We start from the raw sequence: 23,165 nt of genomic DNA, 5'->3' as shown, positions 1-23,165 counted from the left end.
GTTGAAGGAGCCCGCATGTTGCGTCGCAGCTTGACCCTTCCGGCGGCGGTGGCCCTGGCCCTGGGACTCACCCAGGGCGCCGGTGCCGCCCCCGCCGAACCTCCCTCCGCCGATCAGCTCGAGGCGGTGACCGACCTCTCCGTCCAGCAACAGGAGAAGGGCGTCGCGCTTCGTCTCGGCACGGCCGCCGCGCCGGAGCTGTACATCGTCCAGCTCGACCAGCCCGCCGTCCCCGCGTACGACGGCGGCATCGAGGATCTCGCCGCCACCGGCCCCGAGGCCCGCGGCGCCGAGCCGCTCGACGTCGAGAGCCGCGCCGCCCAGGCCTACACCGGCCACCTCGAGGCGGCGCAGGCCGAGCTGGTCGACCAGATCGACGACGAGATCGGCCGCGCCCCCGAGGTCCGGTTCACCTACACCTACGCGCTCAACGGCATCGCCGTCGAGCTGACGAAGGACGAGGCGCTGGCGGTCGCCGAGCTGCCGGGTGTCACCTCGGTGCTGGTCGACCAGGTGCGCGAGCTGCACACGGACCGCGGTCCCGGGTGGATCGGCGCGCCGGCCATCTGGGACGGCTCGGGCACCCCCGACGCGAGCGACACCGGCACCAAGGGCGAGGGCATCGTCGTCGGCATCATCGACACCGGCATCAACCCGGCCAACCCGTCGTTCGCCGACGTCGCGGCCGAGTCGACCGGTGGCGACGGCTACGACCACACCAACCCGCGCGGCGCCGGCAACTACGTCGGTGTCTGCGACCCGGCGAACCCCGCGCACCTCCCGAACTGGGGCTGCAACGACAAGCTGATCGGCGCGTGGGACTTCACCAGCGCCGACGGCACCAACCCCTACGACAACGACGGCCACGGCAGCCACACCGCCAGCACGGCGGCCGGCAACCAGACCGACGCCACGGTCTACAGCGCCGAGGGCACCGAGCACGAGTTCAGCGTCACCCGCACCATCCGCGGCGTCGCGCCGCACGCCAACGTCATCGCCTACGACGCCTGCGCGGCCGGCTGCCCCGGCGCCGCCACGCTCGCCTCCATCAACCAGGCCATCGCCGACGGCGTCGACGTCATCAACTACTCGATCGGCAGCCCGGCGGCCTCGCCCGACCCGTGGACCGACACCGACGCGGTCGCCTTCCTGAACGCTCGCGCGGCCGGCATCTACGTCGCGCAGTCGGCCGGCAACGAGGGCCCGGGCGAAGCCACCGTCGGCTCCCCCGCGGACATCCCGTGGAGCACGTCGACCGGCGCGGCCCAGCACGACCGGCAGTGGCAGGCCGAGGTGCAGAACGTCACCGCCGACGGCGGCGCCACGCACGACCCGGTCCGCGGCCTCGGCTTCAGCGGCCCGACCACCGGGGCGCTCCCGCTGGTCAACGCCGGCGACCTCGGCAACCCGCTCTGCCTGACCGGCGCGTTCCCGGCCGGCACCGACTTCACCGGCGAGATCGTGATCTGCGACCGCGGCAACAACGGCCGGGTGGAGAAGGGCCAGGTCGTCGCCGCACTCGGCGCCGAGGGCATGATCCTCGCCAATGACGCCGCCAGCGGCACCTCGCTCAACGCCGACGCCCACGTCCTGCCGGCCGTCCACGTCACGTTCGACGACGGTGTCGAGCTGAAGACGTGGATGGCGTCGGTCACCGGCGAGCAGGCGTCGCTGTCCGGCGGCATCGAGGTGATCTCCGACAGCGTCGGCGACATCATGGCCGCGTTCTCCAGCCGCGGCCCGAACCGCGCGGTCGAGATCGTCTCGCCCAGCATCACCGCCCCGGGCGTCGACATTATCGCCGCCAACGGCACCGGCAACGAGACCAGCTGGGGCTTCATCTCCGGCACCTCGATGGCCAGCCCGCACATGGCCGGGTCGTACGCGCTGCTCAAGTCGGTCCACGGCGACTGGACGCCGGCCGAGGCGCAGTCCGCCGCCATGACGACGGCGAAGACCACCGTCACCGACAACGACGGCACCGTGGCCGACTGGTTCGACATGGGGTCCGGCCGCATCGACCTCAACGTCGCCGCGAAGGCCGGCCTGGTCCTGGACGTCACACCGGCCGAGTACGTCGCGGCCAACCCGGCCGCGGGCGGCGACGTCAAGGACCTCAACCTGCCCAGCATGGCCGACCGGCAATGCCTGCAGACCTGCGAGTGGACCCGGACCGTCACCGGCACCGAGACCGGCGCCGGCACGTGGACGGTCAGCACCGAGTCGCAGAGCGACGGCATCACGGTCACCGTCGAGCCGTCGGAGTTCACCATCGCCGAGGGCGAGGACGTCGAGCTCACCATCACCGCCGACGTCTCCGGCTCGCCGACCGACGCCTACCTGTTCGGCTCGGTCGTCCTGACGCCGGAGGAGGGCTCGGAGGCGCCGGCGGCGCACCTGCCGGTGGCGGCGCTGCCGTCCACGGGCGTGCTGCCCGACGGCGTCGACATCGACACCCGCCGCGACGCCGGCTCGCAGGAGTCCGCGCCGATCGAGGCGATCGAGATCGACGAGTTCACCGCGTCGGTGTCGGGCCTGGTCCCGGTGCAGGAGCAGCAGCTCTCGATCCCTGAGGACACCACCAACACCGACCCGTTCGACGGCAACGGCACCCAGACGATCCTGGTCGACGTGCCCGAGAACGCGGCCCGGCTGATCGCGGACCTCTCGGACTCGACGGCGCCGGATCTCGACCTGTTCGTCGGCACCGGCAGCACGCCGAGCGCCGCGACCCAGGTCTGCTCCAGCGCCACCGGCACCGCCGACGAGTTCTGCGACGTCGGCAACCCCGAAGCCGGCACCTGGTGGATCCTGGTGCAGAACTGGGACGCCTCCACTCCGGGCGGCACCGACACCGTCACGCTGGGCACCGCCGTCGTGGCCGGTGACGAGGGCAACCTGACGGTCGAGGGCCCGGCCTCGCAGCCGGGCGGTGAGCCGTTCACCGTCCGCGCCTACTACGACGAAGCCGACCTCGACCCGGGCGAGACCTGGTACGGCGCCATCGCGCTGGGTTCCGCGCCGGACTCGGCGGGCGACATCGGCGTCATCCCGGTCACCGTCACCCGGCACGCCGACGACGTCACCAAGACGGCGTCCGTCGACACCGCCGGGCCGGGCGACACGATCCGGTACACCCTGACGGTCGCGCCGAACGTCACACCCGAGGACCTCGCCTACACGATCACCGACACCCTGCCCGAGGGGACGACCTACGTGGAGGGCTCGGCGACCGAGGGGGCCACCGTCGAGGACGGCGTCCTGACCTGGGAGGGAACGCTGCCCACCGCGGTCGGCGCCGAGGGCGCGTACACGATCACCACCAGCGCCACTGACCCCCAGTGCGTCAACCCGTTCACCGGGACGCAGGAGTACACGAACCTGCAGGACTTCGGCATCCTGACGCAGGCGGGCCTCGAGGGCGACGGCATCGTCATCACCGCCCTGACGAGCCGGACGTTCGGCTTCTACGACCGGCCGTACGCCGGTGTCGGGATGTCCGACGACGGGTTCCTGATCTACGACTTCGCCAGCAACGGCGGCGGCCAGCCGGGCACGCCGCAGACGCTGCCCTCGTCGGCGCGGCCGAACAACGTCGCGGCGATGCTCTGGCAGGACATGCAGATCGTCTACGACCAGGCCGCCAACTCCGGCGTCTCGGTCGCGACGGCCGGCGCCGACCTCGCCGTCCTCGAGTACGACGACCTGCGGCTGGCCGGCGACCCGACCGGCGCTCAGGGCACGTACGACATGGAGGCGTTCCTCTTCACCGGCAGCAACGACCTGGTGTTCGCCTACGACAACATCACCGGGCCGCTGGCCGGGCCGATCACCATCGGCACCGAGAACGCCACCGGCACGTCGGCGACGGCGCTGGTCGACGCGGGCAGCGCGGCCGGTGTCATCGCCAACGACACCATCGTCTGCGCGAACTACGCCGGGCCGGACCTCGACCCCGTCGTCGTCACCTACGACGTCACCGTCGACGCCGACGTCGCCGACGGCACCGTGCTGACGAACTCGGCGGTGCACGTCACCGACAACCCGGGCGCGCAGGAGGTCACCGTCTCCGACAGCGTGACGGTGTCGCTGCCGGCCATCACGGTGGCGGCGACGGCCGACGCGGTCGAGCCGGCGACGGACGGCGCGTTCACGTTCACCCGTCCGGCGGGGTCGGCGGCCGGTGAGCTGACGGTGACGTACTCGATCGCCGACGGCCGCTACACCAAGCCGGGCCGCGACTACGAGCCGCTCGACGGCACCGTCACGTTCGCCCCCGGCCAGACCACGGTGGTCGAGTCCGTCGGGGTGATCGACCGGCGCGGGCCCAGCCCGCGGCCGCGCTCGGTGAGCGTCACCGTCTCGGACGGCTCGGGCTACACCGTCGGCGACCCGGCCTCGGCCACGGTCGACATCGTCAGCGACGGCCGCTAGTCGGTCTGAGCTGTCGCCGCGGCGGCGGGTTCCTCCGGGAACCCGCCGCCGTTCGTCGTTCCGCGTCCGGCGTCCGGGCTCAGGCGTCAGGACAGCCGGGCGTCCCTGGCCAGCGCCTCGCTGAGCGCGCCGACGTGGTGCGGGTCGAGGCCGCGGGCGGTGAACCAGCCGCCGACGTTGCGGACGTCGCGGTCGAGGAACTCGCGCCCGTGCGGATTGCCGATGACGTCGACGATCTGCGGCACGTCGATGACCACCAGCCGGCCGTCGTGCACCAGCAGGTTGTACGCGGACAGGTCGCCGTGCGCGTACCCCGCCAACGCCAGCAGCGACAGGTTGTGCGCCAGCTGGGCCCAGAGGTCGGCCAGTTCGCCGGCGTCGGGACGCAGCTGGGCCAGCCGCGGCGCCGCGACCCCGTCGTCGCCGCCGACGAACTCCATGAGCAGCTCGGTGCCGACGATCTGCACCGGGTACGGGACGGCGACCCCGGCCGTCCACAGCGACGTGAGCGCGGCGAACTCGGCGTGCGCCCACTGGCCGGCGACGGCCTCGCGGCCGAACGCGCTGCCCTTGGCCATGGCCCGGTTGACCCGGGACTCGCGGTCGCGCCGGCCCTCGCGGTAGCCGTCGTCGCGGTGGAACATGCGATGCTTCGGGTCGCGGTAGCGCTTGGCCGCCATGAGCGTCCGTCTGGCCGCCGTCGTCACGGCGGTTCCGGTCTCGGGGACCGAGCGCTCCAGCAGGAAGACGTCGGCCTCCTTGCCGGTCTTGAGGATGCCCAGCTCGGTGTCGACGGCGCCGAGGTCGGTGATGACCCAGCTGGGGTACGGCTGCGGGCCGCGCTGGCCCGCCGTCGAGTCGTCCCAGGTAGTCCACCGGTCCCCGGCCGGCGGGCCGTCGGTGAAGGCCTCTTCGCCGGGCGCGGTGAAGCCGTACTTCGCGGCGTACTCGGCGAACGTGTTGTCGAGGCTGCGCTCGGCGACCTCGGCGCGGTCCTCACGGGTGCGGGCGCGGCCGCGGGAGCGCATGGGGCGGAACTCATCGTGGTTCGGCACTGCGGTGGTCTCCTACGAGGAGGTCCCCACCGCTGCCGGTTGCGTGGTTCAGGCGGTGGGAACGGCGAAGTGAGGGCGGTATGGCGCGCAGACGACAACGCGCCGCCTCGAGTGGGCAGCCATCGGTCACGCCTCCCTTCGCCTCCGCCGGACGTCTCCCTGACCCCGGCCGTGCGCCCTCCAGCCAACCGGTTCGACAGCCGGCGGCGCAACCGAATTTCCGGGCGGCTCCACCCGCCGCCAGCGCTCCTCACCCGCGGCAGGGCCGCACTGGCGCCGTTCCGGCGGCTGCATGCGGCGATCGCGCGGGTGACGTGTCGCCGCGGCGCGCGAACCGGTCTGCGGCGGCGCGAGGCGGGTGGCTTCAGCGGTCCCAGTCGGCGGGCAGGACGATGCCGCTCGGACCGGGCGAGGGCCAGTCGGCCGGCTCGGGCTCGACAGCGCCGACGCCGGGCACGTGCTTCCACCACCGGACCGGCCGCTCACGCCCGGCGTTGTCGCGCAGCACGACGGCGAATCGGCCGGCCAGCTCGGCCCGGTTCCGCCAGGCGACGTCCCACCCGAACCGGACGACGTCGAGGCCCAGACGACGCAGCCGCCACTCGCGTTCCCCCTGCCGCGCCACGATCCGCGACGCGTCGGGGCGGTTGTCATACTTCAGCGCGCCGTCCGCCTCGAAGACCGCGCCGTGGAACGGCCACAGCCCGTCGACGCGATACTCCGGCTCGTCGGCGCCGACCCAGGCGTTGGATACCGGCAGCGGCAGGTCGAACTGCAGGCAGGTGAACCGCCCCAGCGTCTCCAGCGGCGACTCCGCCCGCGGGTCGGCGTGCTCGGCCACCCACCGGGCTCGCCCCACCCCGGGCCAGTGCTCCATGTGCGGCGTCGCATCGGTGAGATCGGCACCAGCCGCCGCGGCCGCATCCGCAGCGACGAGCGCGGGCAGGATCGGCCCAGCGCGGGCGAGGTCGGCCACCGCCCACGCTCGGCTCACGACCCGCACCCTGGCGGCGCGACGGGCGTGGCCCGGCGCCAGTACGACGGCACGCAGGTCACCGAAGGGCGTGTTCCGCACCGAGTGGCCCGCATCGACGTGGCGGACGGCAGTGTGGCGCGCAGGCGGCCGCCCGATGGCTGGAAGCCGCCACGTGACCGCGGCCGACCACCCGGACAGGAAGGCGGACGGCCCACAGTAGCCCGCGAACGCACGCGCGCCGAGCCGGAACTCCTCCCACTCGTCGACGCCCGCTGCCACCGTCGCACCGAAGCAGCCGGGCATCAGCAACGTCAGCAGGCCTGCTGCGCAGAGCCGGTGGAGGCGCCGCGGATCGACCCCCGCGGCACGCGCGACGGCGACTGTCACCACACCATGCTCACGCGCGATGAGCTCAGCGATGTCGTCGGGAAGTCGGCGCGGTCGTCCAGGCACCGGCCCAGCGTCGCCATCGATGCGCCCCGCACGACAGGGCCTCCGGCCGATCTGTGGACGAGCGCAGAGATCCGGTTGCCCTGTGGATATCGGCAGACCTCACCCGGCCGACGTGCACCTCACTCGCGTGGACACCGCATGGCGAGCGGTTCCCGAGCCCATGCGGTCCTCAGACGGGTGAGGTGCGCCGGGGGCGGGTGACGTCGGCTGAGTCAGGAGTCGGAGGTGAGGCGGGAACGCAGGGCGGCGCCCTTCGCCGCGGCCGCCGCCTCCAGGGACGCTCGGAAGGCGTCCAGACGCTGCCGCAGCGCGTCGTCCGAGGCGCCGAGGATGCGCGCGGCCAGCAGGCCGGCGTTCCGGGCCCCGCCGACGGAGACCGTGGCGACCGGCACGCCGGCCGGCATCTGGACGATCGACAGCAGGGAGTCCATGCCATCGAGGTACTTCAGCGGCACCGGCACCCCGATCACGGGCAGCGACGTCACCGACGCGAGCATGCCGGGCAGGTGCGCGGCACCACCGGCGCCGGCGATCAGCACCCGCAGCCCACGCCCGGCCGCGGCCTCGCCGTACGCGAGCATCGCCTGCGGCATCCGGTGCGCCGACACGACGCCGACCTCGTACGGCACGGCCAGCTCGTCCAGCGCCGCCGCGGCCGCCGACATCACCGGCCAGTCGGAGTCCGACCCCATGACGATGCCGACCTGCGGCACGCCATCGCCCTGAGCCGTCACCAGGTCTGCGACGTCACTCATCGATGTCCCCTCGGATGTAGTCGGCGGCGTGCCAGGCCCGCTCCCGCAGCGACGCGAGGTCGGAGCCGTACGCCGTCACGTGTCCCACCTTGCGGCCGGGCCGCACGCCCTTGCCGTACCAGTGCACCTTCAACTCGGGATCGCGGGCCATGACGTGCCGGTACGCCGGGTAGACGTCGGGCAGGTCGCCGCCGAGCAGGTTGACCATGACGGTGTACGGCGCCCGCGCGACCGGCGAGCCGAGCGGGAGGTCCAGCACGGCCCGCAGATGGTTCTCGAACTGGCTGGTGACGGCGCCGTCGATGGACCAGTGCCCGGAGTTGTGCGGCCGCATCGCCAGCTCGTTGACCAGCAGCCGGCCGTCCGTCGTCTCGAACAGCTCGACCGCCAGCACGCCGACGACGTCCAGCGACGACGCGACCGTCAGCGCCACCCGCTGCGCCTCGATCGCGAGGTCGGAAGCGAGTCCCGGCGCGGGTGCCACCACCTCGACGCAGATGCCGTCGCGCTGCACCGACTCGACGACGGGGTAGGCGACGGCCTGGCCGTGCGGCGAGCGGGCGACGACGGCCGACAGTTCGCGCGCATAGTCCACGCGCTCCTCGGCCAGCACCGGGACACCGGCCCGGAACGGCTCCTCGACCACCTCGGGCGGCGTCGACGACGTCACGAGCCAGACACCCTTGCCGTCGTAACCACCGCGCGTCGTCTTCAGCACGACGTCGCCGCCCAGCGCCGCGGCGAACTGCGCCGCCTCGGCGGGCGAGGCCACGATGCGATGCCGCGGGCACGGCACGCCCAGCTCCGTCAGCCGGGTCCGCATCACGCCCTTGTCCTGGGCGTGCAGCAGCGCCTCCGATCCGGGCCGCACCAGCACGCCGTCGGCCTCCAACGCCTGGAGGTGAGCCGGCGGCACGTGCTCGTGATCGAACGTCAGCACGTCACACCCGGCGGCGAAGGCGCGCAGGTCGGCCAGCGCCTTCTCGTCGGCGATCACCGGGCTGTTGACCACCTGCGCGGCAGACTCGTCCGGCCCGGCGGCGAGCACCTTCAGCCGCACCCCGAGCGCCAGGGCGGCCGGCTGAGTCATCCGGGCCAACTGGCCCCCGCCGACCATGCCCACCACGGGCCACGTCGCATCATCACCCACGGGCCATGAGCGTACGGCACCAGCTGCCAGACACCCGCAGTGAGACGAACGATCAACGCCTGACCTGCCCAAACCCGGAGAGATATCCCGATCCGGGCGTTGTGCCTTACCCTGGGCCCGTGCTCGATACCGCACCTCCGAAACGCCGCACCCCGCGCCTGCCGGGTGCGGTGTCCCGTATCTGGTACGGCCTGCACCACCTGATCCGCGAGGCCGCCAAGTTCGCCACCGTCGGTGGCATCGGCTTCCTCGTCGACCTCGCGATCTTCAACGCGCTGCTGTTCTGGGGCTCCGACGGTGTCGGCCCTCTGCACGACTCCCCGCTGTGGGCCAAGACCATCGCGGTCGTCGGCGCCACGTCCGTCACGTACACCGGCAACCGGCTGTGGACCTTCCGGCACCGCGCCCGCACCGGCCTGGCCCGCGAGTACACGTTGTTCTTCGTCCTCAACGGCATCGGGCTGGGCATCGCGCTGGCCTGTCTCGGGTTCTCGCGCTACGTGCTGGGGCTGTCCGGCCCGCTGGCCGACAACATCGCCGCCAACGTCGTCGGGCTGCTGCTCGGGACGCTGTTCCGCTTCTGGTCGTACCGCACGTGGGTGTTTCCGGCGCACCGGGTCCAGGAGCAGACGACGTAGGACGCGCGCCGTCACTCACCCGGCCACTCCGGACGGCGCTTCTCGTTGAAGGCCGCCACGCCTTCCGTCCTGTCGCCGCTGAACGCCGTGGCGCGCCAGGCGGCGTCCTCGATGTCCAGGCCGGCGGCGAGCGGAGCGTCGAAGCCCTGGCGCATGGCCCGCTTGGCGTTGCGGACCCCCACCGGTGAGTGAGCGGCGATCGCCGTCGCGAGCTCCAGGGCGGCGGATCGCGCCGAGCCGGCGGGCACCAGGCGGTCGGCCAGCCCGAGCCGGTGCGCCTCGGCGGCGTCGAGCCGGCGGGCGGTGAAGATCAGGTCGGCGGCGCGGCTCCAGCCCAGCCGGCGGGTCATCAGCTGCGTCCCGCCGCCGCCAGGGACGAGGCCGACGGACACCTCCGGCAGGCCGAGGACGGCGGTCTCGTCGGCGACGATGAGGTCGCAGGACAGCGCCAGCTCCAACCCGCCGCCCAGCGCGTAGCCGTGCACCGCCGCGATCGTCGGCACCGGCAGCTCCAGCAGCCCGGTGAACATCGCGCGGAACAGCAGCCGCTGCGCCCGCAGGCCGTCGTCGTCGATGGTGTTGCGCTCTTTGAGGTCGGCGCCCACACAGAATGCCCGAGGGGCCGACGACGACAGCACGACGGCGCGGACGCCGGGGTCGGCGGCGACGTCGGCCGTCGCCGCGACCAGTTGCCGCGCGTGGTCGGTGGAGATCGCGTTGTGCGCCTCGGGCCGGTCGAGGACCAGCTCCGTGACACCCGGGACGTCATCGAGCCGGTTCACCGTCACACTGCCCATGCCGAGACCCTATCGGCCCCGGCGACGCCTCACTCGCCCAGCGTGGACCGCAGCGCGGCCAGCTCCTTCGCGGCCTCGGAGAGGTCCTTCGCGGTGTCGATGGCCCGCCAGTACGTGTCGATCGGGTAGCCGGCGAGCAGCCGCTCCTTGGCCAGCGACGGGAACGTCGTGCGCTCGTGGTCGCCGACGTCGGGCAGCAGGTCGAGGATCTGCGGCGAGAACACGTACACCCCGCCGTTGATCGGGTACGGCGACGGCGGCGACTCGACGAAGTCGGTGACGCGGCCCAGCTCGTCGAGCTCGACGACGCCCCACGGCATGCGCGGCCGGGCCAGCGCGATGGTGGCGACGGCCTGCCGCTCGAGGTGGTACGACGTCATGCCGCGCAGGTCGAACCGGGTCCAGATGTCGCCGTTGAGCGCATACCAGCCCTGGGCGGGGTCGGGCAGCTGCTTGCCGGCGTACTTCAGCCCGCCGCCGCGGCCCAGCGGCTGGTCCTCGACGACCGTGCGGACGCGGACCGGCAGCTCGCGGGAGTCGAGGTGGGCCACCAGGACGTCGCTGAGATGCCCGGCCGACACGACGACGTCGGTGACGCCGGCCTCGGCCAGCCAGTCCAGCTGGTGGTCGATGATGCACCGGCCCGCGATCTCGATCATCACCTTCGGGACGGTGTCGGTGTACGGCTTGAGCCGGGAGCCCTGCCCACCGGCGAGGATCACGGCCTGGCGCACCGTCGCTGCGCTCGTCATGCCGCGGACCCTACCCGCTCGGCGTGACGGAACGACCGGCGGACGGCCGTGGTCACCGGGGCGCCAGGATCGCGCGCAGCAGCTCCGGGTAGCGCGGGTCGGGCAGCGTCAGCTCCACCGCCTCGGCCAGCGTGAACCAGCGCACGTCGTCGTGCTCCTCGGGCGCACGGTTGTGCGGCGTGCCGTCCCAAGTCAGCAGCTGGACGAAGGTGATGTCCTCGTCGCGCTCGACCCACCGGGCCAGCTCGCGGTGCGCCGTCCCGGCCTCGATGCCGAGCTCTTCACCGCACTCGCGCCGCGCCGCCTCGGCCGCGGACTCGCCGTCCTCCAGGTGGCCGCCCGGGAAGTCCCAGACGTCGGGGTACCAGCTGCGGTCGGCGCGGCGGTGGCACATCAGGACGCGGCCGCCGTCGGCCAGGACCGCGACGGCGACCCGGTGCTCAATCCTCATGTGCGGGCCGGCGCGGGGTGACGGTGAACGCGTTGACGGTGCCCAGGCCGCGCACCGTCGTCGGCGGCAGGGCGCGCAGCGCGAAGGCCGGCGCGTCGGCCAGCTCCTTCGCCGTGACGTCGTCGACGAGGACGGTGTTGCGCTCGGCCAGCGCGGTCAGCCGGGCGGCGAGGTTCGTCGGGGTGCCGAAGACGTCGCCGAGCCGGGCCACCACCGGACCGGTCGCGATGCCGACGCGGATGTCGGGCAGGTCGCCGTTCTCGCCGATCTCCTCGACCAGCCGGCAGCCGATGCGCGCCGCCGTCTCCGTGTCGTCGGCGGTGAACACGACCTCGTCGCCGAGCGTCTTGACGACCCGCCCACCGGTGCCGAAGATGACGTCGTTCGTGGTGGCCTCGAACCGCTCGACCAGTTCGCCGAGCTCGTCGACGCTGAGGCCGCGGGAGAGCCGGGTGAACGAGACGAGGTCGGCGAACCCGACGGACGCGGGCGCGGCCAGCAGCGGCGCGTCGCCGATGCGGCCGATGGCGACCAGCCGGTTGACCGACGCGGCCAGCTTGCGCCGCCACGAGTAGATGAGCAGCCGCTCGAACTCCGGCAGCAGTTTCTGCGCCACCAGGTACGCCGACGTCAGGCGGCTGCCGGTGCCGTGCCCGGCGGCCTCGTTGTCCTCGATGATCTCGGCGAGCGTCTCGACGTGCCACTCCGCGAGACGCCCCGTCATGCGGCCCAGCGCCCGCACCATCTGCACCGCCGTGGCCTCGTCGACCACCTCGTCCTGCACCAGTTCGGTGACGCCGCGCAGCGCCTCCATGTCCCAGACGGTGAACGCCTGCTCCTCGCCGACGTCCGGGAAGCCGAGCGCCCGCCAGTACCGCGTCACCTCGTCGACGGTGAGCCCGGCGCCCTCGGCGATCTGCTCCCGCGTGTAGCGACGGGAGGCGCCGAGCAGGAGCCGTTCGAGCTCGTCGGGGGTGGGTCTCCGCGGTGGTTCGGGCGGCAGCGTCACGCGCGCTCGTCCTGGTCGTGCGCCTCGCGCACGAGTTCGCTGAGCCGTAGCTGGACGGTGTGCACCCGCGGGACGTCGTGCAGCCGCACCTGGCCCTGCTCGCTGGCGGCCGATACCACCAGCGTGCCGCAGCGCAGGAGGCGGTCGACGAGCTGCATCTCGTACGCGACGTCGTTGATGACGGTGTGCGGGATGTCGCGGCCGGTGCGGGTGATGATGCCCTGCCTCGTGATCAGCCGCTCGCTGGTGATGGTGTACGTCGTGGTCAGCCAGGTGAGGAACGGCCAGATGACCCACGCGCCCAGCGCCACGACGGCGACGATGACGATGGCCCAGCGGCCCACGGTGCCGACGAGTTCGTCGTCGGGCAGCGCACCCACGCCGAAGCCGACGCCCGCGGCCAGCAGCAGCAACACCAGCACCGGCACGATGAGCGCCTTGACGTGCGTGTGCAGGTGGAAGATCACCTGTTCGTCGTCACTGAGGTGCTTGTCGGAAAACCCCATGGCGTGAATCCTGGCACGTCGCGCCCGCCGGGGAGAACAGGCGCTCTCACCGCGGACGCAGATGGACCACATCGCCGGCGCCGACGGCGATCGGGTCGCCGCCGCCGGCGGGCGCGATGAGCAGCCGTCCGGCGTCGTCGACGCCGGTGGCGCGGCCCGTGACGGCGTCGCCGCCGGGCAGCTCGGCCCGGACGTCGCGGCCGACGGTGTCGCAGCGGCTCGCGTAGTCGTCGGCCAGCCCGGACGCATGCGGCTCACCGCCGGCCGCCCGCCAGTGCGCGTACCGGGTAGCCAGCTGGTCTCCGACGGCGTCCAGCACGGCGTCGGCCCGGGTGCCGTACGACGCGAGCGACACCCCGCCTGGCGGCAGCTGCCGCGCCGTCTGCGTGACGTTGAGCCCGATGCCGACGACGACGGCCGGCCGGGCCGGTGTCTCGACCCGCTCGGCGAGGATGCCGCACAGCTTGCCGCCGTCGAGCAGCACGTCGTTCGGCCACTTGAGGACGGCGGACGCGCCGGCCGCCGCGGCGACGGCGTCGACGACCGCGACTCCGGCGAGCAGCGGCAACCACGCCCAGCGGACCACCGGCACGTCGTCGGGCCGGAGCAGGAACGACATCGCCACCGCCGTGCCGGGCGGCGCCTCCCACCGTCGGTCCAGCCGGCCGCGGCCCGCGCTCTGGTGGTCGGCGACGACGGCGTAGCCCTCAGCGGCGCCGGACCGGGCCGCCGCGGCGACGTCGGCGTTCGTCGACCCCGTGGTGGCGACCCGGTGGACGTCCCACATCAGCCGGTGTTCTGCAGGCCGGCCGCGACGCCGTTGACGCTGATCTGCAGCAGCCGCCGGGTGGCCGCCTCCTCCGCCGAGCCGGACTCGACGTCGGCCTGCCGGAGCGCCCGCAGCGCCCGGACCTGCAGGTACGACAGCGCGTCGACGTACGGGTTGCGCAGGGCGACGGCGCGGCCCAGCACGTGACGGTCCTCGAGCAGCCGGCTGTGCCCGGTGACGTCGAGCACCCAGCGGGTGGTCAGCGCGTGCTCGGCGAGGATGCGCTCGGTCAGCTCCGGGCGGTCGCCCAGCGCCAGGTAGCGCGCGGCGATGCGGCGGTCGGACTTGGCCAGCGACATCTCCGCGTTCTCCATCATGACGGTGAACAGCGGCCACTCCTCGTACGCGCGGCGCAGCACGTCGAGGTCGCCGACGGCGGCCAGGCCGGAGCCGAGGCCGTACCAGCCGGGCAGCGTGACGCGGGTCTGCGACCACGAGAACACCCACGGGATGGCCCGCAGGTCGTCGAGCGACGACACCGTCAGCCCGCGCCGGGCCGGCCGCGAGCCGATGGGCAGTGAGCCGACCTCCTCGAGCGGGGTGACCCGGGCGAACCACTCGGGGAAGCCGTCGGTGCGGACCAGCCCGTGGTAGGCCTCGCGCGCCGCGGTGCCGAGGGTCTCCGCGACGGAGTCGAACTCGACGGCGGCCGCCCGGGCCCGTTCCTCGACCGCGGGCGTCGACGCCAGCAGCACGGCGGACGCGACCTGCTCGATGTGTCGTCGCGCGATGGCGGGGTCGCCGTAGCGGGCGAAGATGACCTCGCCCTGCTCCGTCAGCTTGAACCGGCCGTCGACCGAGCCCGGCGCCTGCGCCAGGACCGCCCGGTTGGCCGGCCCGCCGCCCCGCCCCAGCGCCCCGCCGCGGCCGTGGAACATCGTCAGCGTCAGTTCGTGGTCGCGGGACCACGCCGTGAGGCGGTCCTGCGCGTCGTACAGCGCCAGCGTCGCCGACACCGGCCCGACGTCCTTCGCGGAGTCGGAGTAGCCGAGCATGATCTCCATGCGCCGGCCGGTCTCCTCGAGCCGCGACCGGACCTCGGGCAGTTCCAGGACGCCGTCGAGGATGTCGACGCAGGCCGCGAGGTCGGCGCCGGTCTCGAACAGCGGCACGACGTCGAGCGCCAGCGGCCGGCCGTCGAGCGCGTGCCGGGCCAGCTCGAACACCGTGGCGACGTCGGCGGAGGACTGGGTGAACGAGACGACGTAGCGGCGGCAGGCGTCGGGGCCGAACCGGGCCTGGATCTGCGCCATGACCCGGATGGTCGCCAGGACCTCCTCGGTGCGGTCGGACAGCACACCGCCGGCCCGGATCTCCTCGAGCGCCGCCCGGTGCACGGCGCTGTGCTGGCGGACCTCGAGCTCGGCCAGGTGGAACCCGAACGACTCGACCTGCCAGATGAGGCCCTGCAGCTCGCCGTAGGCCTGTCGTGCGGCGCCGGCCTCGGCCAGGCTGGCCTGGACGGCGCGGAGGTCGGCCAGCAGCTCATCGGCCGCGGTGTAGGAGAGGTCGGCGTCGCGGCGGCGGGTGGCGCCGACACGGGCGGCCGCGTACAGGACGGCGATGCGGTGCGGCTCGTTGGGCGAGCGCGAGGCCAGCTCGGTGTACAGCTCGGGCTGCGCCGCCTGCGCGTCGGCGAGGATGCGGCGCAGCTCGGTGGCCGCCGGCGTGGCGGCGGCGTCGAGCGTGAGCCCGCGGCCGACCCGGGTGCAGGCCGACTCGAGCGCCGACAGCACGTGGTCGGACTGGATGGCCATGGCCTGCCGGGTGACGGCACTGGTGACGTGCGGGTTGCCGTCGCGGTCGCCGCCGATCCAGGAGCCGAGCCGGACGAACGCCGGCACCTGCGGCGCGGCGACCGCGTCGGTGCCGCCGGCCAGTGCCATCTCGGCCCGCCGGTACACCTGCGGCACGACCTGGAAGAGGACGTTGTCGAACGCGGACAGCGCCGTGCGGACCTCGTCGAGCGGGCCGGGGCGGTCGACCCGCAGCGGCGCCGTGCGCCACAGCACGTCGATCTGCTCGAGCAGCTGCCGCTGCGTCTCGGCGTCCTCGGACGCGCCGAGCCTGGGGTCGTCGCGGCGCTCGAGCAGGTTCGCGATGCGCCGGATGGAGGTGACGATGGCCCGGCGGCGGGCCTCGGTGGGGTGCGCCGTCAGCACCGGCCGGAACTCCAGGCCGTCGAGCAGGTGCTTGGCCTTGTCGTGCCCGGCGAGGCGGGCGACGTCCTCGACCGCCTTCGCGACGGTGCCGGCCAGCGGGTGGTCGGCGCGGTCGCCGGCCCGCAGCGAGCGGACGCGGTGGTACTCCTCGGCGGCGTTGACCAAGTGGAAGTAGACGGTGAACGCGCGGGCGACCTCGTCGGCGCGGTCGAGCGACCACGACGCGACCAGGTGCTCGGCCTGAGCGGCGGCGTCGTCGGCGACCGTCTGGTCCTCGTGGTGCGAGGCGATGGTCAGTTCGCGCAGGCGCTCGACGTCGGCCAGCAGGGCGTCGCCGCCGTACTCGCGCAGCACCTGGCCCAGCGCGTCGCCGAGTTGCCGGACGTCGGCGCGGAGCCGTTCGGGCATCTCGAAGCGCGCTGCTTCGCGGGATCCGGTGGCAGTAGAGGCCATGCGCCCAGCGTAGACAGCGGGCGTGGAACGCCGGGGGCACGCCCCACAGTGCGAGACGGGAGTCACTGCCGGCTCGGCGGACGTGCTCTACCCTGCTAGAGCTTGACCTGACGACGGAGGCACCACATGACCACGCCCGACGTTCCGGACGTCCACACGACGGCGGGCAAGCTCGCCGACCTGCGGCAGCGCATCGACGATGCCGTGCACGCCGGCTCCGGAGGCGCGGTCGAGAAGCAGCATGCGCGCGGCAAGGGGACCGCCCGCGAGCGCATCGCGATGCTGCTCGACGAGGGCTCCTTCGTCGAGTTCGACGAACTGGCCCGGCACCGGTCCACCGCGTTCGGCATGGACGCCAACCGGCCCTACGGCGACGGCGTCGTCACCGGCTTCGGCACGGTCGACGGCCGCCAGGTCGCGGTGTTCGCGCAGGACTTCACCGTCTTCGGCGGCAGCCTCGGCCAGGTGTTCGGCGAGAAGATCGTCAAGGTCATGGACTTCGCGCTGAAGACCGGCTGCCCGATGATCGGCATCAACGACTCCGGCGGCGCGCGCATCCAGGAGGGCGTCGTCTCGCTCGGCCTGTACGGCGAGATCTTCCGCCGCAACGTCCACGCGTCCGGCGTCATCCCGCAGATCTCGCTGATCATGGGCCCGTGCGCCGGCGGCGCCGTGTACTCGCCGGCCATCACCGACTTCACCGTCATGGTCGACCAGACGTCGCACATGTTCATCACCGGCCCCGACGTCATCAAGACCGTCACCGGCGAGGACGTCGGCTTCGAGGACCTCGGCGGCGCCCGGGCGCACAACACCAAGAGCGGCAACGCCCACTACATGGCCGGCGACGAGGCCGACGCCGTCGACTACGTCAAGGCCCTGCTCTCCTACCTGCCGCAGAACAACCTCGACCCCGCGCCGTCGTTCCCCGGCGCCGTCGCGTCGCTGGAGGTCACCGAGGCCGACCTCGCGCTCGACACCCTGGTCCCCGACAGCGCCAACCAGCCCTACGACATGCACACCGTCATCGAGGCGGTGATGGACGACACCGCCGAGGGCGCCGCCGACTTCCTGGAGGTGCAGCCGCTGTTCGCCGGCAACATCGTCGTCGGCTTCGGCCGCGTCGAGGGCCAGTCCGTCGGCGTCGTCGCGAACCAGCCGCTGCAGTTCGCCGGCACCCTCGACATCGACGCGTCCGAGAAGGCCGCGCGGTTCGTCCGCACCTGCGACGCGTTCAACATCCCCGTCCTCACCTTCGTCGACGTGCCCGGCTTCCTGCCCGGCACCGACCAGGAGTGGAACGGCATCATCCGCCGCGGCGCGAAGCTCATCTACGCCTACGCCGAGGCGACCGTGCCGCTGGTCACGATCATCACCCGCAAGGCCTACGGCGGCGCCTACGACGTCATGGGCTCCAAGCACCTCGGCGCCGACGTCAACCTCGCCTGGCCGACGGCGCAGATCGCCGTCATGGGCGCCCAGGGCGCGGTCAACATCCTCTACCGCCGCGAACTCGCCGACGCCGACGACCCCGCCGAGCGCCGCGCCGAGCTGATCACCGACTACGAGGACACCCTCGCCAACCCCTACATCGCCGCCGAACGCGGCTACGTCGACGCCGTCATCGAGCCGTCGCGCACCCGGGTCGCGGTGACGCAGGCGCTGCGGGCGCTGCGCACCAAGCGCGAGACGCTGCCGCCCAAGAAGCACGGCAACATCCCGCTCTAGGACAGGGATCCGTTTCCTCCTGGTCCGGACGGGACGTTGTCCCTGGAGGCCGGGACGGCCAGGCCGCGAGCGTGGTCTTCAGCCGGGGGCGAGAGGCGCCTCCGGACTGGAGAACAGGAGTCACCATGTCCGCTCAGAACCTCTTCGGGACCCCCGCCGAGCAGGCCGCGCTGTCCGCCGACGTCGCCGAGCGCGCCGCCGAGACCACCGAGGACGGCCTGGCCCCGATCGTGATCGCGTCGATCATCTACTGCCCGTCGATCATCGCGGCCAGCTACGGCTTCAGCTGCTGACCTCCGTTCCCGACGGCTGCCGGGGCCGGGTGCCCCGGCGGCCGTCTCCGTCTCCGGAGGAGTTCGCCGTGACGATCATCGACGACGCGCTGCTGGCCGGGCTGGCCCGGGCCGGACTCGCCGCACCGGACGACGTGCTGGCCGTCCGCGCCCTGCCCGGCCGCGCGCTCTGCTACCAGCTGGAGCTGGCCGACGGACGGCGGCTGTTCGCGAAGCGGACCAGGACCGGCCGGCCCGACGTGACCCGGGAGGCCGGCATCGTCCGCGAGCTGCACGCGCTGCCGGCCCTGGCGGCGATCGCGCCCGAGCCACTGGCCGCGGACGACGCCGGCACGCTCGCCGTCTACCGCGGTTACCAGGACTGGCGCCGGCCGGAGGGCTGGGACGACGTCGGCCCGGACGTCGCGGGCGCGATCGGGGCCGCGCTGGCCCGGCTGCACGCCGTCCGGCCGCCGGCGCGGCCCGGCTCGGTGCTCACACCGACCGGCCCGCTCGGCCGGCCCACGCTCGACTGGGCCACCGTGACGCCGGCGGCGCTGGCCGCGTTCCCGTCCGGCTTTCGCGAGGTGTGGGCTCGCGCGGCGGCCGCCCACGACGTCCTCGACCGGCTCGCGGCCGCCTGGAGTCCCCGTGCTCTGATCCACGCCGACGTCAAGCACGACAACGTGGTGGTGGCGCCCGGCGACGACACCCGGATCGTGCTGCTGGACTGGGAGACCGCCGGCTGGGGCGACCCGCTCTGGGACGTCGGCAGCCTGACCGGCAACCTGGTTCAGCTCTGGCTGCACACGCTGCACCTCACCCCCGGCGCGACACCGGAGACCTGGTTGTCGGCCGGCCCGGTGCCGCTGGACAAGGTGCGCACGCGCGTGCGAGCCGCGCTGACGGCGTACGGCGCGCCGCCGTCCGCGGACCGGCCACGGATCGCGGCGTACGCGGGCGTCTTCCTGTTGCAGCGCGCCCTCGCCGCCGGCGTGCAGGCCGAGCGGCTGGACGCCCGGAGCGTGCTCACCGCGCATCTCGCTGCCCAGTTCCTCACCGACCCCGACCGAACGGCGCAGGTGCTGCTGTGACCACCATCGACCTCCTCGACGCCACCCGGCTGATCGAACCCCTCGACGAGCGCTCCGTCCGCTGCGGCGCCGTCACCGTCGCCGCCTCCGCCCTGCACGCCGCCGTCTACCAGCACCTCTATCTCGGGCGCCCGTACGACCCCGCCGCGCCGGAGGACCGGCGGCTGGCCGCCGACCGTGAGGACCCCGCGTTCGTCGCCGGGCTGCGTGCGGCCGACGGCGGCCGGCGGCGCTGGCGGCGCGGCTGGCGGCTGGACCGGTCCGACGGGGACCGGCTGACACTGGTCGCCGCCGCCGACGGGGTCCGGCTCACGGCCGCACCCGGCGAGGTCCGCGCCGTCGCGAGCGGCGTCGAGGTGGCCGTGCCCACCGAGCGCCGGTTCGTCTCCGCCGGGTTCTACCTGACCACCGGGCTGGCCGGCACCGGCGCCGACGCGGGGCCGGTGCTGCGCTGGTACGCGAACACGACGGCGGACGGCGCGGCGCCGCTGCTGCGGGCGCTGATCCGCGACCTGGACGCGGCCGGGCTGCCGTTCACCGTCAAGACGCTCAACGACCCGGCCGCACACCCGCGCCCGGACGCCCTCGTGCTGTACACGCCGCGCGCCGCGTCCGCGGCCGTCGCGGCGTTGCTGCGGACCGTGCTCGCCGAGCCCGGCGTGCGGCTGCGCCCGGCCGTACCCGCGTTCACCAGGACGGTCGCGCCCGGCCTGGCGATCGCCGACGAGCCGGGCGGGGCGCTGAGCTTCGGCCAGCACCGATGCCTGTTGCTGGTACGAGGCGTGCTCGCGGCCGGGACCGATGCGAGCGTCGAGGAGCGCTGGGACCGCGTGCGGACGGCGTTCGGGGAGGCCGGGCTGGACCCGGCCCGGCCGCACCTGGGCCCCGGCGCCGCCGAACCCGACACCGGCACGGTCGCGACACTCGTGGGAGCCCGGCCATGACCGCCGGTGTCCCGGTCCGTGCGATGGTGCCGGGCGAGCTGGCGGCGGCGCTCGCCCGTGCCGGTCGGCCGCTGTCGCCGGGGCCCGCGACCGTCCTGGCGGGGCCACTGCTGTCACGCTGGGCCCTGACCGAGCTCGACGGGGCGCGGCTCTGGCTCGACACTCCTGCGGACGGCGCGGCCGAGCCCGCCCCGGCGCCGCCGTCGCTGCCCGCCGGCCCGGTGCGGCTGGGCGTGCCGATCGCGCTGCCCGGCGCCGGCCTCGGGTACGCCGTTCCGTGGCCACCGGCGCTGCTCGCGACCGCCGTCACCCGGGGCGGGCCGGGGCACCCGGCCCCCGCCGAGCTGGGCGCCGGCCTCGGCCGGCTGCTGCGCGACCTGCACGACCGCGGCTCCGCCGCCCCGGGGACGGCACCGGCCGCCCTCGCCCGCGTCGACGCCGCCGGCTCGCTCGCGCGCACCGACGCTCGTCTGGCCGCCGCGTTCGCGCGGGTCCGCGGCGCGTGGCCGGCGTCGCCGCGGGTCGCGTTGCACGGAGAGCCGTCGACCGGTCAGCTGCTGGTCGCCGCCCGGCCGGCGGTGGACGACCCGGTGCTGGCGGTCCTGACCGGCTGGTCCGGGCGGGCCGGCGGGCCGGCGTGGTTCGACGTCGGCTACCTGGTCGGCGACCTGCTGGAGATCGGTCAGCTGCTCCACGGGTCCCCGGAGGGGCCGGACTCGTGGACCCGGACGGCGGTCGACAGCGTCGCCGCGGCCGTCCGGCGAGGGTACGACGGCGGCCGTCCGCTGTCCGCGGCGTTCTGGCGCGCGGCCGCGGACGCCGCCGCCGTCAAGGTCCTGGACCACGAAGCCCGCATCATCGCCGCTTTCGGGCCGCGGCCGGACGCGGTCGCCGTCCTCGCCGGGCTCGGTCACACGGTCCTGGACACGGCGACCGCACTGATGGAAGGGAGATGAGGGAGATGGACGCACCGTTCTGGCCGGGCCGGCGGATCCTGCTCGGTGCCGGCGGCTCCGTCGCCGCGGCCACCATGCCGCAGACCGCGGCCGCGCTGCGTCTCGGCGCCGGCGTCCAGCTGCGGGTGGTCACGACCCCGGCGGCGGCCACGTTCGTGACGCCGGCTCCGCTGGCCGCGGCGGCAGGGCACGCCGTCTACACCGACGGCCGGACCGGCGACCTGATCGTGCCGCACGTCGAACTGGCCGCCTGGGCCGATCTCGTCCTGGTCATGCCGGCGACGGCGGACCTGCTGGCCCAGGCGGCGCTCGGGCTCGCCCCGAACCTGCTCACGACGGTCCTGCTGGCGGCGACCTGCCCGGTCGTCATGGTGCCGGCGATGAACGCCGCCATGTGGGCGAAGCCGGCCGTCCGGCGCAACGTCGCCACGCTGCGCGCCGACGGCGTCGGCGTGCTCGACCCGGTCGACGGGGTCTCACTGGGCGACGGCTCCGTCGGGCCGGGCGCGATGCCGGCGCCGGCGCAGGTGCTGGCGTTCGCCGCGCGGTTCTGCGCCGGATCGGAGCCACTCGATGTCGCCGGCTGAGCGGCCCCGGGTCGAGCTGCGCCGGGCCGCGTATCTGCAGCTGGCCGCGGTCGTCGCCGTCGCCGCGCTGCTGGCCCGCGACGACGGGGCCTGGACGGCGCCCGCCCGAGGGGCCGCCGCGGGCGCCGTCGCCGTCCTCACCTGCGCTGTGCACGAGGCCGGGCATGCGCTGGCGGCCCGCGCGCGCGGGCTGCGGGTGCACACGATCGTCGTCCGGGGACTGCTCGACGCCGGCACCGTCCGCGCGGTGAGCGGCGACCGGCGCACCGAGGCGCTGGTCTGCCTCGCCGGGCCGGCGGCATCGGCGCTGCTGGCGCTGGCCGGGCTCGCCGTCGTCGCCGGCACCTCGGACGGCTGGTACCTGGGCCGGGTGCTCCTGGTGCTCAACGCGTTCGTGACGCTGTCCGCACTGACCGCCGGCCCACGCAGCGACGGCGCCCGCGCCCTGCGCGCGTGGCGCGACCGCCGCGCCGCCGTCTAGGCCAGGCCGTGCTCGCGTACCAGCAGCGCGGCCTGGAGACGGTCCCGCGCGCCGAGCTTCACCAGCAGCGACGACACCTGGTTGCGGACCGTCTTGTCGGCCAGCGACAGAGCGCGCGCGATCTCGGCGTTCGACCGGCCCTGCCCCATCAGCGTGGCGATCTGCAGCTCCCGCGGGCTGAGGCGGTCGAACGGGGACGGCAGCGCTCCGGCCGCCGGAGCCGCGCCCAGCACGACGGACCGGTCGAGGTTCGGCCCCAGCACCAGGCCGCCGCCGGCCACCGTCCGGATCGCGTCGACGACCACGTCGGGGTCGGTCTCCTTGGCCAGGTAACCGGCGGCGCCGGCCGCGAGCAGCGCCCGGGCCCGCCCCGGGTCGACCGTCATCGTCAGCACGAGGACGGCGCACTCCGGCGGCAACCGCTCGACCAGCTCTCCGCCGTCGCCGTCGGGCAGCGCGAGGTCGACCACGGCGACGTCCGGACGGTGCTCGCGCGCCAACTCGAGGCCGCGCGCCACGGTGTCGGCCTCGTGGAGCTCGCCGGCCCACGGCTGGGCCCCGAGCAGCGCCCGCAACCCGCGCCGGACCACCGGATGGTCGTCGACCAGCAGCACGGTCAGCGGGTCGCTCGCCATGACGCCGAGCGTAGCGAAGCCGACGCACGAACTGTCACAACCGGCCCA

General features: G+C 74.1%; 21 protein-coding genes. 9 read left to right on the top strand and 12 right to left on the bottom strand.

The features are described 5' to 3' along the window. The first annotated feature begins 15 nt into the window (after positions 1-15). Positions 16-4,434: a S8 family serine peptidase gene (locus DZA62_RS02685; protein WP_116947201.1), complete on the top strand. Its 4,419-nt coding sequence runs from the start codon at positions 16-18 to the stop codon at positions 4,432-4,434. A gap of 86 nt (positions 4,435-4,520) precedes the next feature. On the opposite strand, the gene DZA62_RS02680 is transcribed toward DZA62_RS02685, so the two are convergent. The 4 genes from DZA62_RS02680 to DZA62_RS02665 all read right to left on the bottom strand — a co-directional run bounded on the left by DZA62_RS02680 (position 4,521) and on the right by DZA62_RS02665 (position 8,823). Then, entirely contained in the window at positions 4,521-5,462 is a 942-nt protein-coding gene (locus DZA62_RS02680; protein ID WP_116947200.1) for a serine protein kinase RIO, read from the bottom strand. A gap of 391 nt (positions 5,463-5,853) precedes the next feature. Continuing rightward, positions 5,854-6,918, bottom strand: a complete 1,065-nt coding sequence (locus tag DZA62_RS02675) for a type IV toxin-antitoxin system AbiEi family antitoxin domain-containing protein (protein WP_269813836.1) — start codon at positions 6,916-6,918, stop codon at positions 5,854-5,856. 212 nt (positions 6,919-7,130) lie between these two features. Continuing rightward, entirely contained in the window at positions 7,131-7,673 is a 543-nt protein-coding gene (gene purE / locus DZA62_RS02670) for a 5-(carboxyamino)imidazole ribonucleotide mutase (RefSeq protein ID WP_116947198.1), read from the bottom strand. Then, positions 7,666-8,823, bottom strand: coding sequence for a 5-(carboxyamino)imidazole ribonucleotide synthase (locus tag DZA62_RS02665; protein WP_232827225.1), 1,158 nt, complete (start codon positions 8,821-8,823; stop codon positions 7,666-7,668). The genes purE and DZA62_RS02665 overlap by 8 nt, the downstream gene beginning before the upstream one ends. Before the next feature lie 170 nt (positions 8,824-8,993). Here DZA62_RS02665 and DZA62_RS02660 point away from each other — a divergent pair, with 170 nt between their 5' ends. Further along, the gene (locus DZA62_RS02660) at positions 8,994-9,461 is read left to right on the top strand and encodes a GtrA family protein (RefSeq protein ID WP_408618064.1); all 468 of its coding nucleotides are present in this window, start codon (positions 8,994-8,996) and stop codon (positions 9,459-9,461) included. A gap of 11 nt (positions 9,462-9,472) precedes the next feature. Here the strand turns inward: DZA62_RS02660 and DZA62_RS02655 are convergent, their stop codons facing one another. The 7 genes from DZA62_RS02655 to DZA62_RS02625 are packed head-to-tail and all read right to left on the bottom strand — an operon-like array spanning position 9,473 to position 16,420. Beyond that, complete coding sequence (locus DZA62_RS02655) at positions 9,473-10,258, bottom strand: enoyl-CoA hydratase/isomerase family protein (RefSeq protein ID WP_116947196.1); 786 nt, start codon at positions 10,256-10,258, stop codon at positions 9,473-9,475. Between the two features lie 29 nt (positions 10,259-10,287). Beyond that, positions 10,288-11,010, bottom strand: a complete 723-nt coding sequence (locus tag DZA62_RS02650; RefSeq protein WP_116947195.1) for a nucleotidyltransferase family protein — start codon at positions 11,008-11,010, stop codon at positions 10,288-10,290. 52 nt (positions 11,011-11,062) lie between these two features. Beyond that, a complete protein-coding gene (locus DZA62_RS02645; RefSeq protein WP_116947194.1) occupies positions 11,063-11,461 on the bottom strand; it encodes an NUDIX domain-containing protein in 399 nt (132 codons plus the stop codon). Further along, entirely contained in the window at positions 11,451-12,470 is a 1,020-nt protein-coding gene (locus DZA62_RS02640) for an adenylate/guanylate cyclase domain-containing protein (RefSeq protein WP_116947193.1), read from the bottom strand. The genes DZA62_RS02645 and DZA62_RS02640 overlap by 11 nt, the downstream gene beginning before the upstream one ends. Beyond that, positions 12,467-12,976 carry a PH domain-containing protein gene (locus DZA62_RS02635; protein WP_116947192.1) on the bottom strand — a complete coding sequence of 170 codons (510 nt, stop codon included), beginning with the start codon at positions 12,974-12,976 and terminating at the stop codon, positions 12,467-12,469. The genes DZA62_RS02640 and DZA62_RS02635 overlap by 4 nt, the downstream gene beginning before the upstream one ends. A 46-nt stretch (positions 12,977-13,022) precedes the next feature. After that, complete coding sequence (locus tag DZA62_RS02630) at positions 13,023-13,763, bottom strand: biotin--[acetyl-CoA-carboxylase] ligase (protein WP_116947191.1); 741 nt, start codon at positions 13,761-13,763, stop codon at positions 13,023-13,025. Continuing rightward, on the bottom strand, positions 13,763-16,420 hold the full coding sequence (locus DZA62_RS02625; protein WP_116947190.1) for a phosphoenolpyruvate carboxylase: 2,658 nt from the start codon (positions 16,418-16,420) through the stop codon (positions 13,763-13,765). The genes DZA62_RS02630 and DZA62_RS02625 overlap by 1 nt, the downstream gene beginning before the upstream one ends. 126 nt (positions 16,421-16,546) lie before the next feature. On the opposite strand from DZA62_RS02625, the gene DZA62_RS02620 reads away from it, so the two are divergent. From DZA62_RS02620 to DZA62_RS02595, 7 genes are all read left to right on the top strand, one after another. Continuing rightward, the gene (locus DZA62_RS02620; protein WP_116947189.1) at positions 16,547-18,148 is read left to right on the top strand and encodes an acyl-CoA carboxylase subunit beta; all 1,602 of its coding nucleotides are present in this window, start codon (positions 16,547-16,549) and stop codon (positions 18,146-18,148) included. 125 nt (positions 18,149-18,273) lie between these two features. Further along, positions 18,274-18,441: a hypothetical protein gene (locus tag DZA62_RS35470; RefSeq protein WP_157987423.1), complete on the top strand. Its 168-nt coding sequence runs from the start codon at positions 18,274-18,276 to the stop codon at positions 18,439-18,441. A 68-nt stretch (positions 18,442-18,509) separates the two neighbouring features. Beyond that, a complete protein-coding gene (locus DZA62_RS02615; RefSeq protein WP_157987422.1) occupies positions 18,510-19,514 on the top strand; it encodes a phosphotransferase family protein in 1,005 nt (334 codons plus the stop codon). Continuing rightward, positions 19,511-20,458: a T3SS effector HopA1 family protein gene (locus DZA62_RS02610; RefSeq protein ID WP_116947187.1), complete on the top strand. Its 948-nt coding sequence runs from the start codon at positions 19,511-19,513 to the stop codon at positions 20,456-20,458. Before DZA62_RS02615 ends, DZA62_RS02610 begins: the two co-directional genes overlap by 4 nt. Beyond that, positions 20,455-21,414 carry a hypothetical protein gene (locus DZA62_RS02605; RefSeq protein WP_116947186.1) on the top strand — a complete coding sequence of 320 codons (960 nt, stop codon included), beginning with the start codon at positions 20,455-20,457 and terminating at the stop codon, positions 21,412-21,414. Before DZA62_RS02610 ends, DZA62_RS02605 begins: the two co-directional genes overlap by 4 nt. A gap of 5 nt (positions 21,415-21,419) precedes the next feature. Next, positions 21,420-22,001: a flavoprotein gene (locus DZA62_RS02600; protein WP_157987421.1), complete on the top strand. Its 582-nt coding sequence runs from the start codon at positions 21,420-21,422 to the stop codon at positions 21,999-22,001. Further along, positions 21,988-22,482 carry a M50 family metallopeptidase gene (locus tag DZA62_RS02595; protein ID WP_116947184.1) on the top strand — a complete coding sequence of 165 codons (495 nt, stop codon included), beginning with the start codon at positions 21,988-21,990 and terminating at the stop codon, positions 22,480-22,482. Before DZA62_RS02600 ends, DZA62_RS02595 begins: the two co-directional genes overlap by 14 nt. Here the strand turns inward: DZA62_RS02595 and DZA62_RS02590 are convergent. After that, on the bottom strand, positions 22,479-23,117 hold the full coding sequence (locus DZA62_RS02590; RefSeq protein ID WP_116947183.1) for a response regulator transcription factor: 639 nt from the start codon (positions 23,115-23,117) through the stop codon (positions 22,479-22,481). The genes DZA62_RS02595 and DZA62_RS02590 overlap by 4 nt on opposite strands. Positions 23,118-23,165: the final 48 nt, after the last annotated feature.

Source organism: Jiangella endophytica, assembly GCF_003427025.1.
Taxonomy (GTDB): Bacteria; Actinomycetota; Actinomycetes; order Jiangellales; family Jiangellaceae; genus Jiangella; species Jiangella endophytica.
Note: the sequence above shows the minus strand (reverse complement) of the source record. Positions and strands in the feature narration are given on the sequence as shown.

What these genes read in the sequence shown, in the direction of transcription:
- DZA62_RS02685 (WP_116947201.1), top strand. Translation starts at nt 16, where the DNA reads ATGTTGCGTCGCAGCTTGACCCTTCCGGCGGCGGTGGCCCTGGCCCTG.
- DZA62_RS02680 (WP_116947200.1), bottom strand. Translation starts at nt 5,462, where the DNA reads ATGCGCTCCCGCGGCCGCGCCCGCACCCGTGAGGACCGCGCCGAGGTC.
- purE (WP_116947198.1), bottom strand. Translation starts at nt 7,673, where the DNA reads ATGAGTGACGTCGCAGACCTGGTGACGGCTCAGGGCGATGGCGTGCCG.
- DZA62_RS02655 (WP_116947196.1), bottom strand. Translation starts at nt 10,258, where the DNA reads ATGGGCAGTGTGACGGTGAACCGGCTCGATGACGTCCCGGGTGTCACG.
- DZA62_RS02650 (WP_116947195.1), bottom strand. Translation starts at nt 11,010, where the DNA reads ATGACGAGCGCAGCGACGGTGCGCCAGGCCGTGATCCTCGCCGGTGGG.
- DZA62_RS02645 (WP_116947194.1), bottom strand. Translation starts at nt 11,461, where the DNA reads ATGAGGATTGAGCACCGGGTCGCCGTCGCGGTCCTGGCCGACGGCGGC.
- DZA62_RS02635 (WP_116947192.1), bottom strand. Translation starts at nt 12,976, where the DNA reads ATGGGGTTTTCCGACAAGCACCTCAGTGACGACGAACAGGTGATCTTC.
- DZA62_RS02630 (WP_116947191.1), bottom strand. Translation starts at nt 13,763, where the DNA reads ATGTGGGACGTCCACCGGGTCGCCACCACGGGGTCGACGAACGCCGAC.
- DZA62_RS02625 (WP_116947190.1), bottom strand. Translation starts at nt 16,420, where the DNA reads ATGGCCTCTACTGCCACCGGATCCCGCGAAGCAGCGCGCTTCGAGATG.
- DZA62_RS02620 (WP_116947189.1), top strand. Translation starts at nt 16,547, where the DNA reads ATGACCACGCCCGACGTTCCGGACGTCCACACGACGGCGGGCAAGCTC.
- DZA62_RS35470 (WP_157987423.1), top strand. Translation starts at nt 18,274, where the DNA reads ATGTCCGCTCAGAACCTCTTCGGGACCCCCGCCGAGCAGGCCGCGCTG.
- DZA62_RS02605 (WP_116947186.1), top strand. Translation starts at nt 20,455, where the DNA reads ATGACCGCCGGTGTCCCGGTCCGTGCGATGGTGCCGGGCGAGCTGGCG.
- DZA62_RS02600 (WP_157987421.1), top strand. Translation starts at nt 21,420, where the DNA reads ATGGACGCACCGTTCTGGCCGGGCCGGCGGATCCTGCTCGGTGCCGGC.
- DZA62_RS02595 (WP_116947184.1), top strand. Translation starts at nt 21,988, where the DNA reads ATGTCGCCGGCTGAGCGGCCCCGGGTCGAGCTGCGCCGGGCCGCGTAT.
- DZA62_RS02590 (WP_116947183.1), bottom strand. Translation starts at nt 23,117, where the DNA reads ATGGCGAGCGACCCGCTGACCGTGCTGCTGGTCGACGACCATCCGGTG.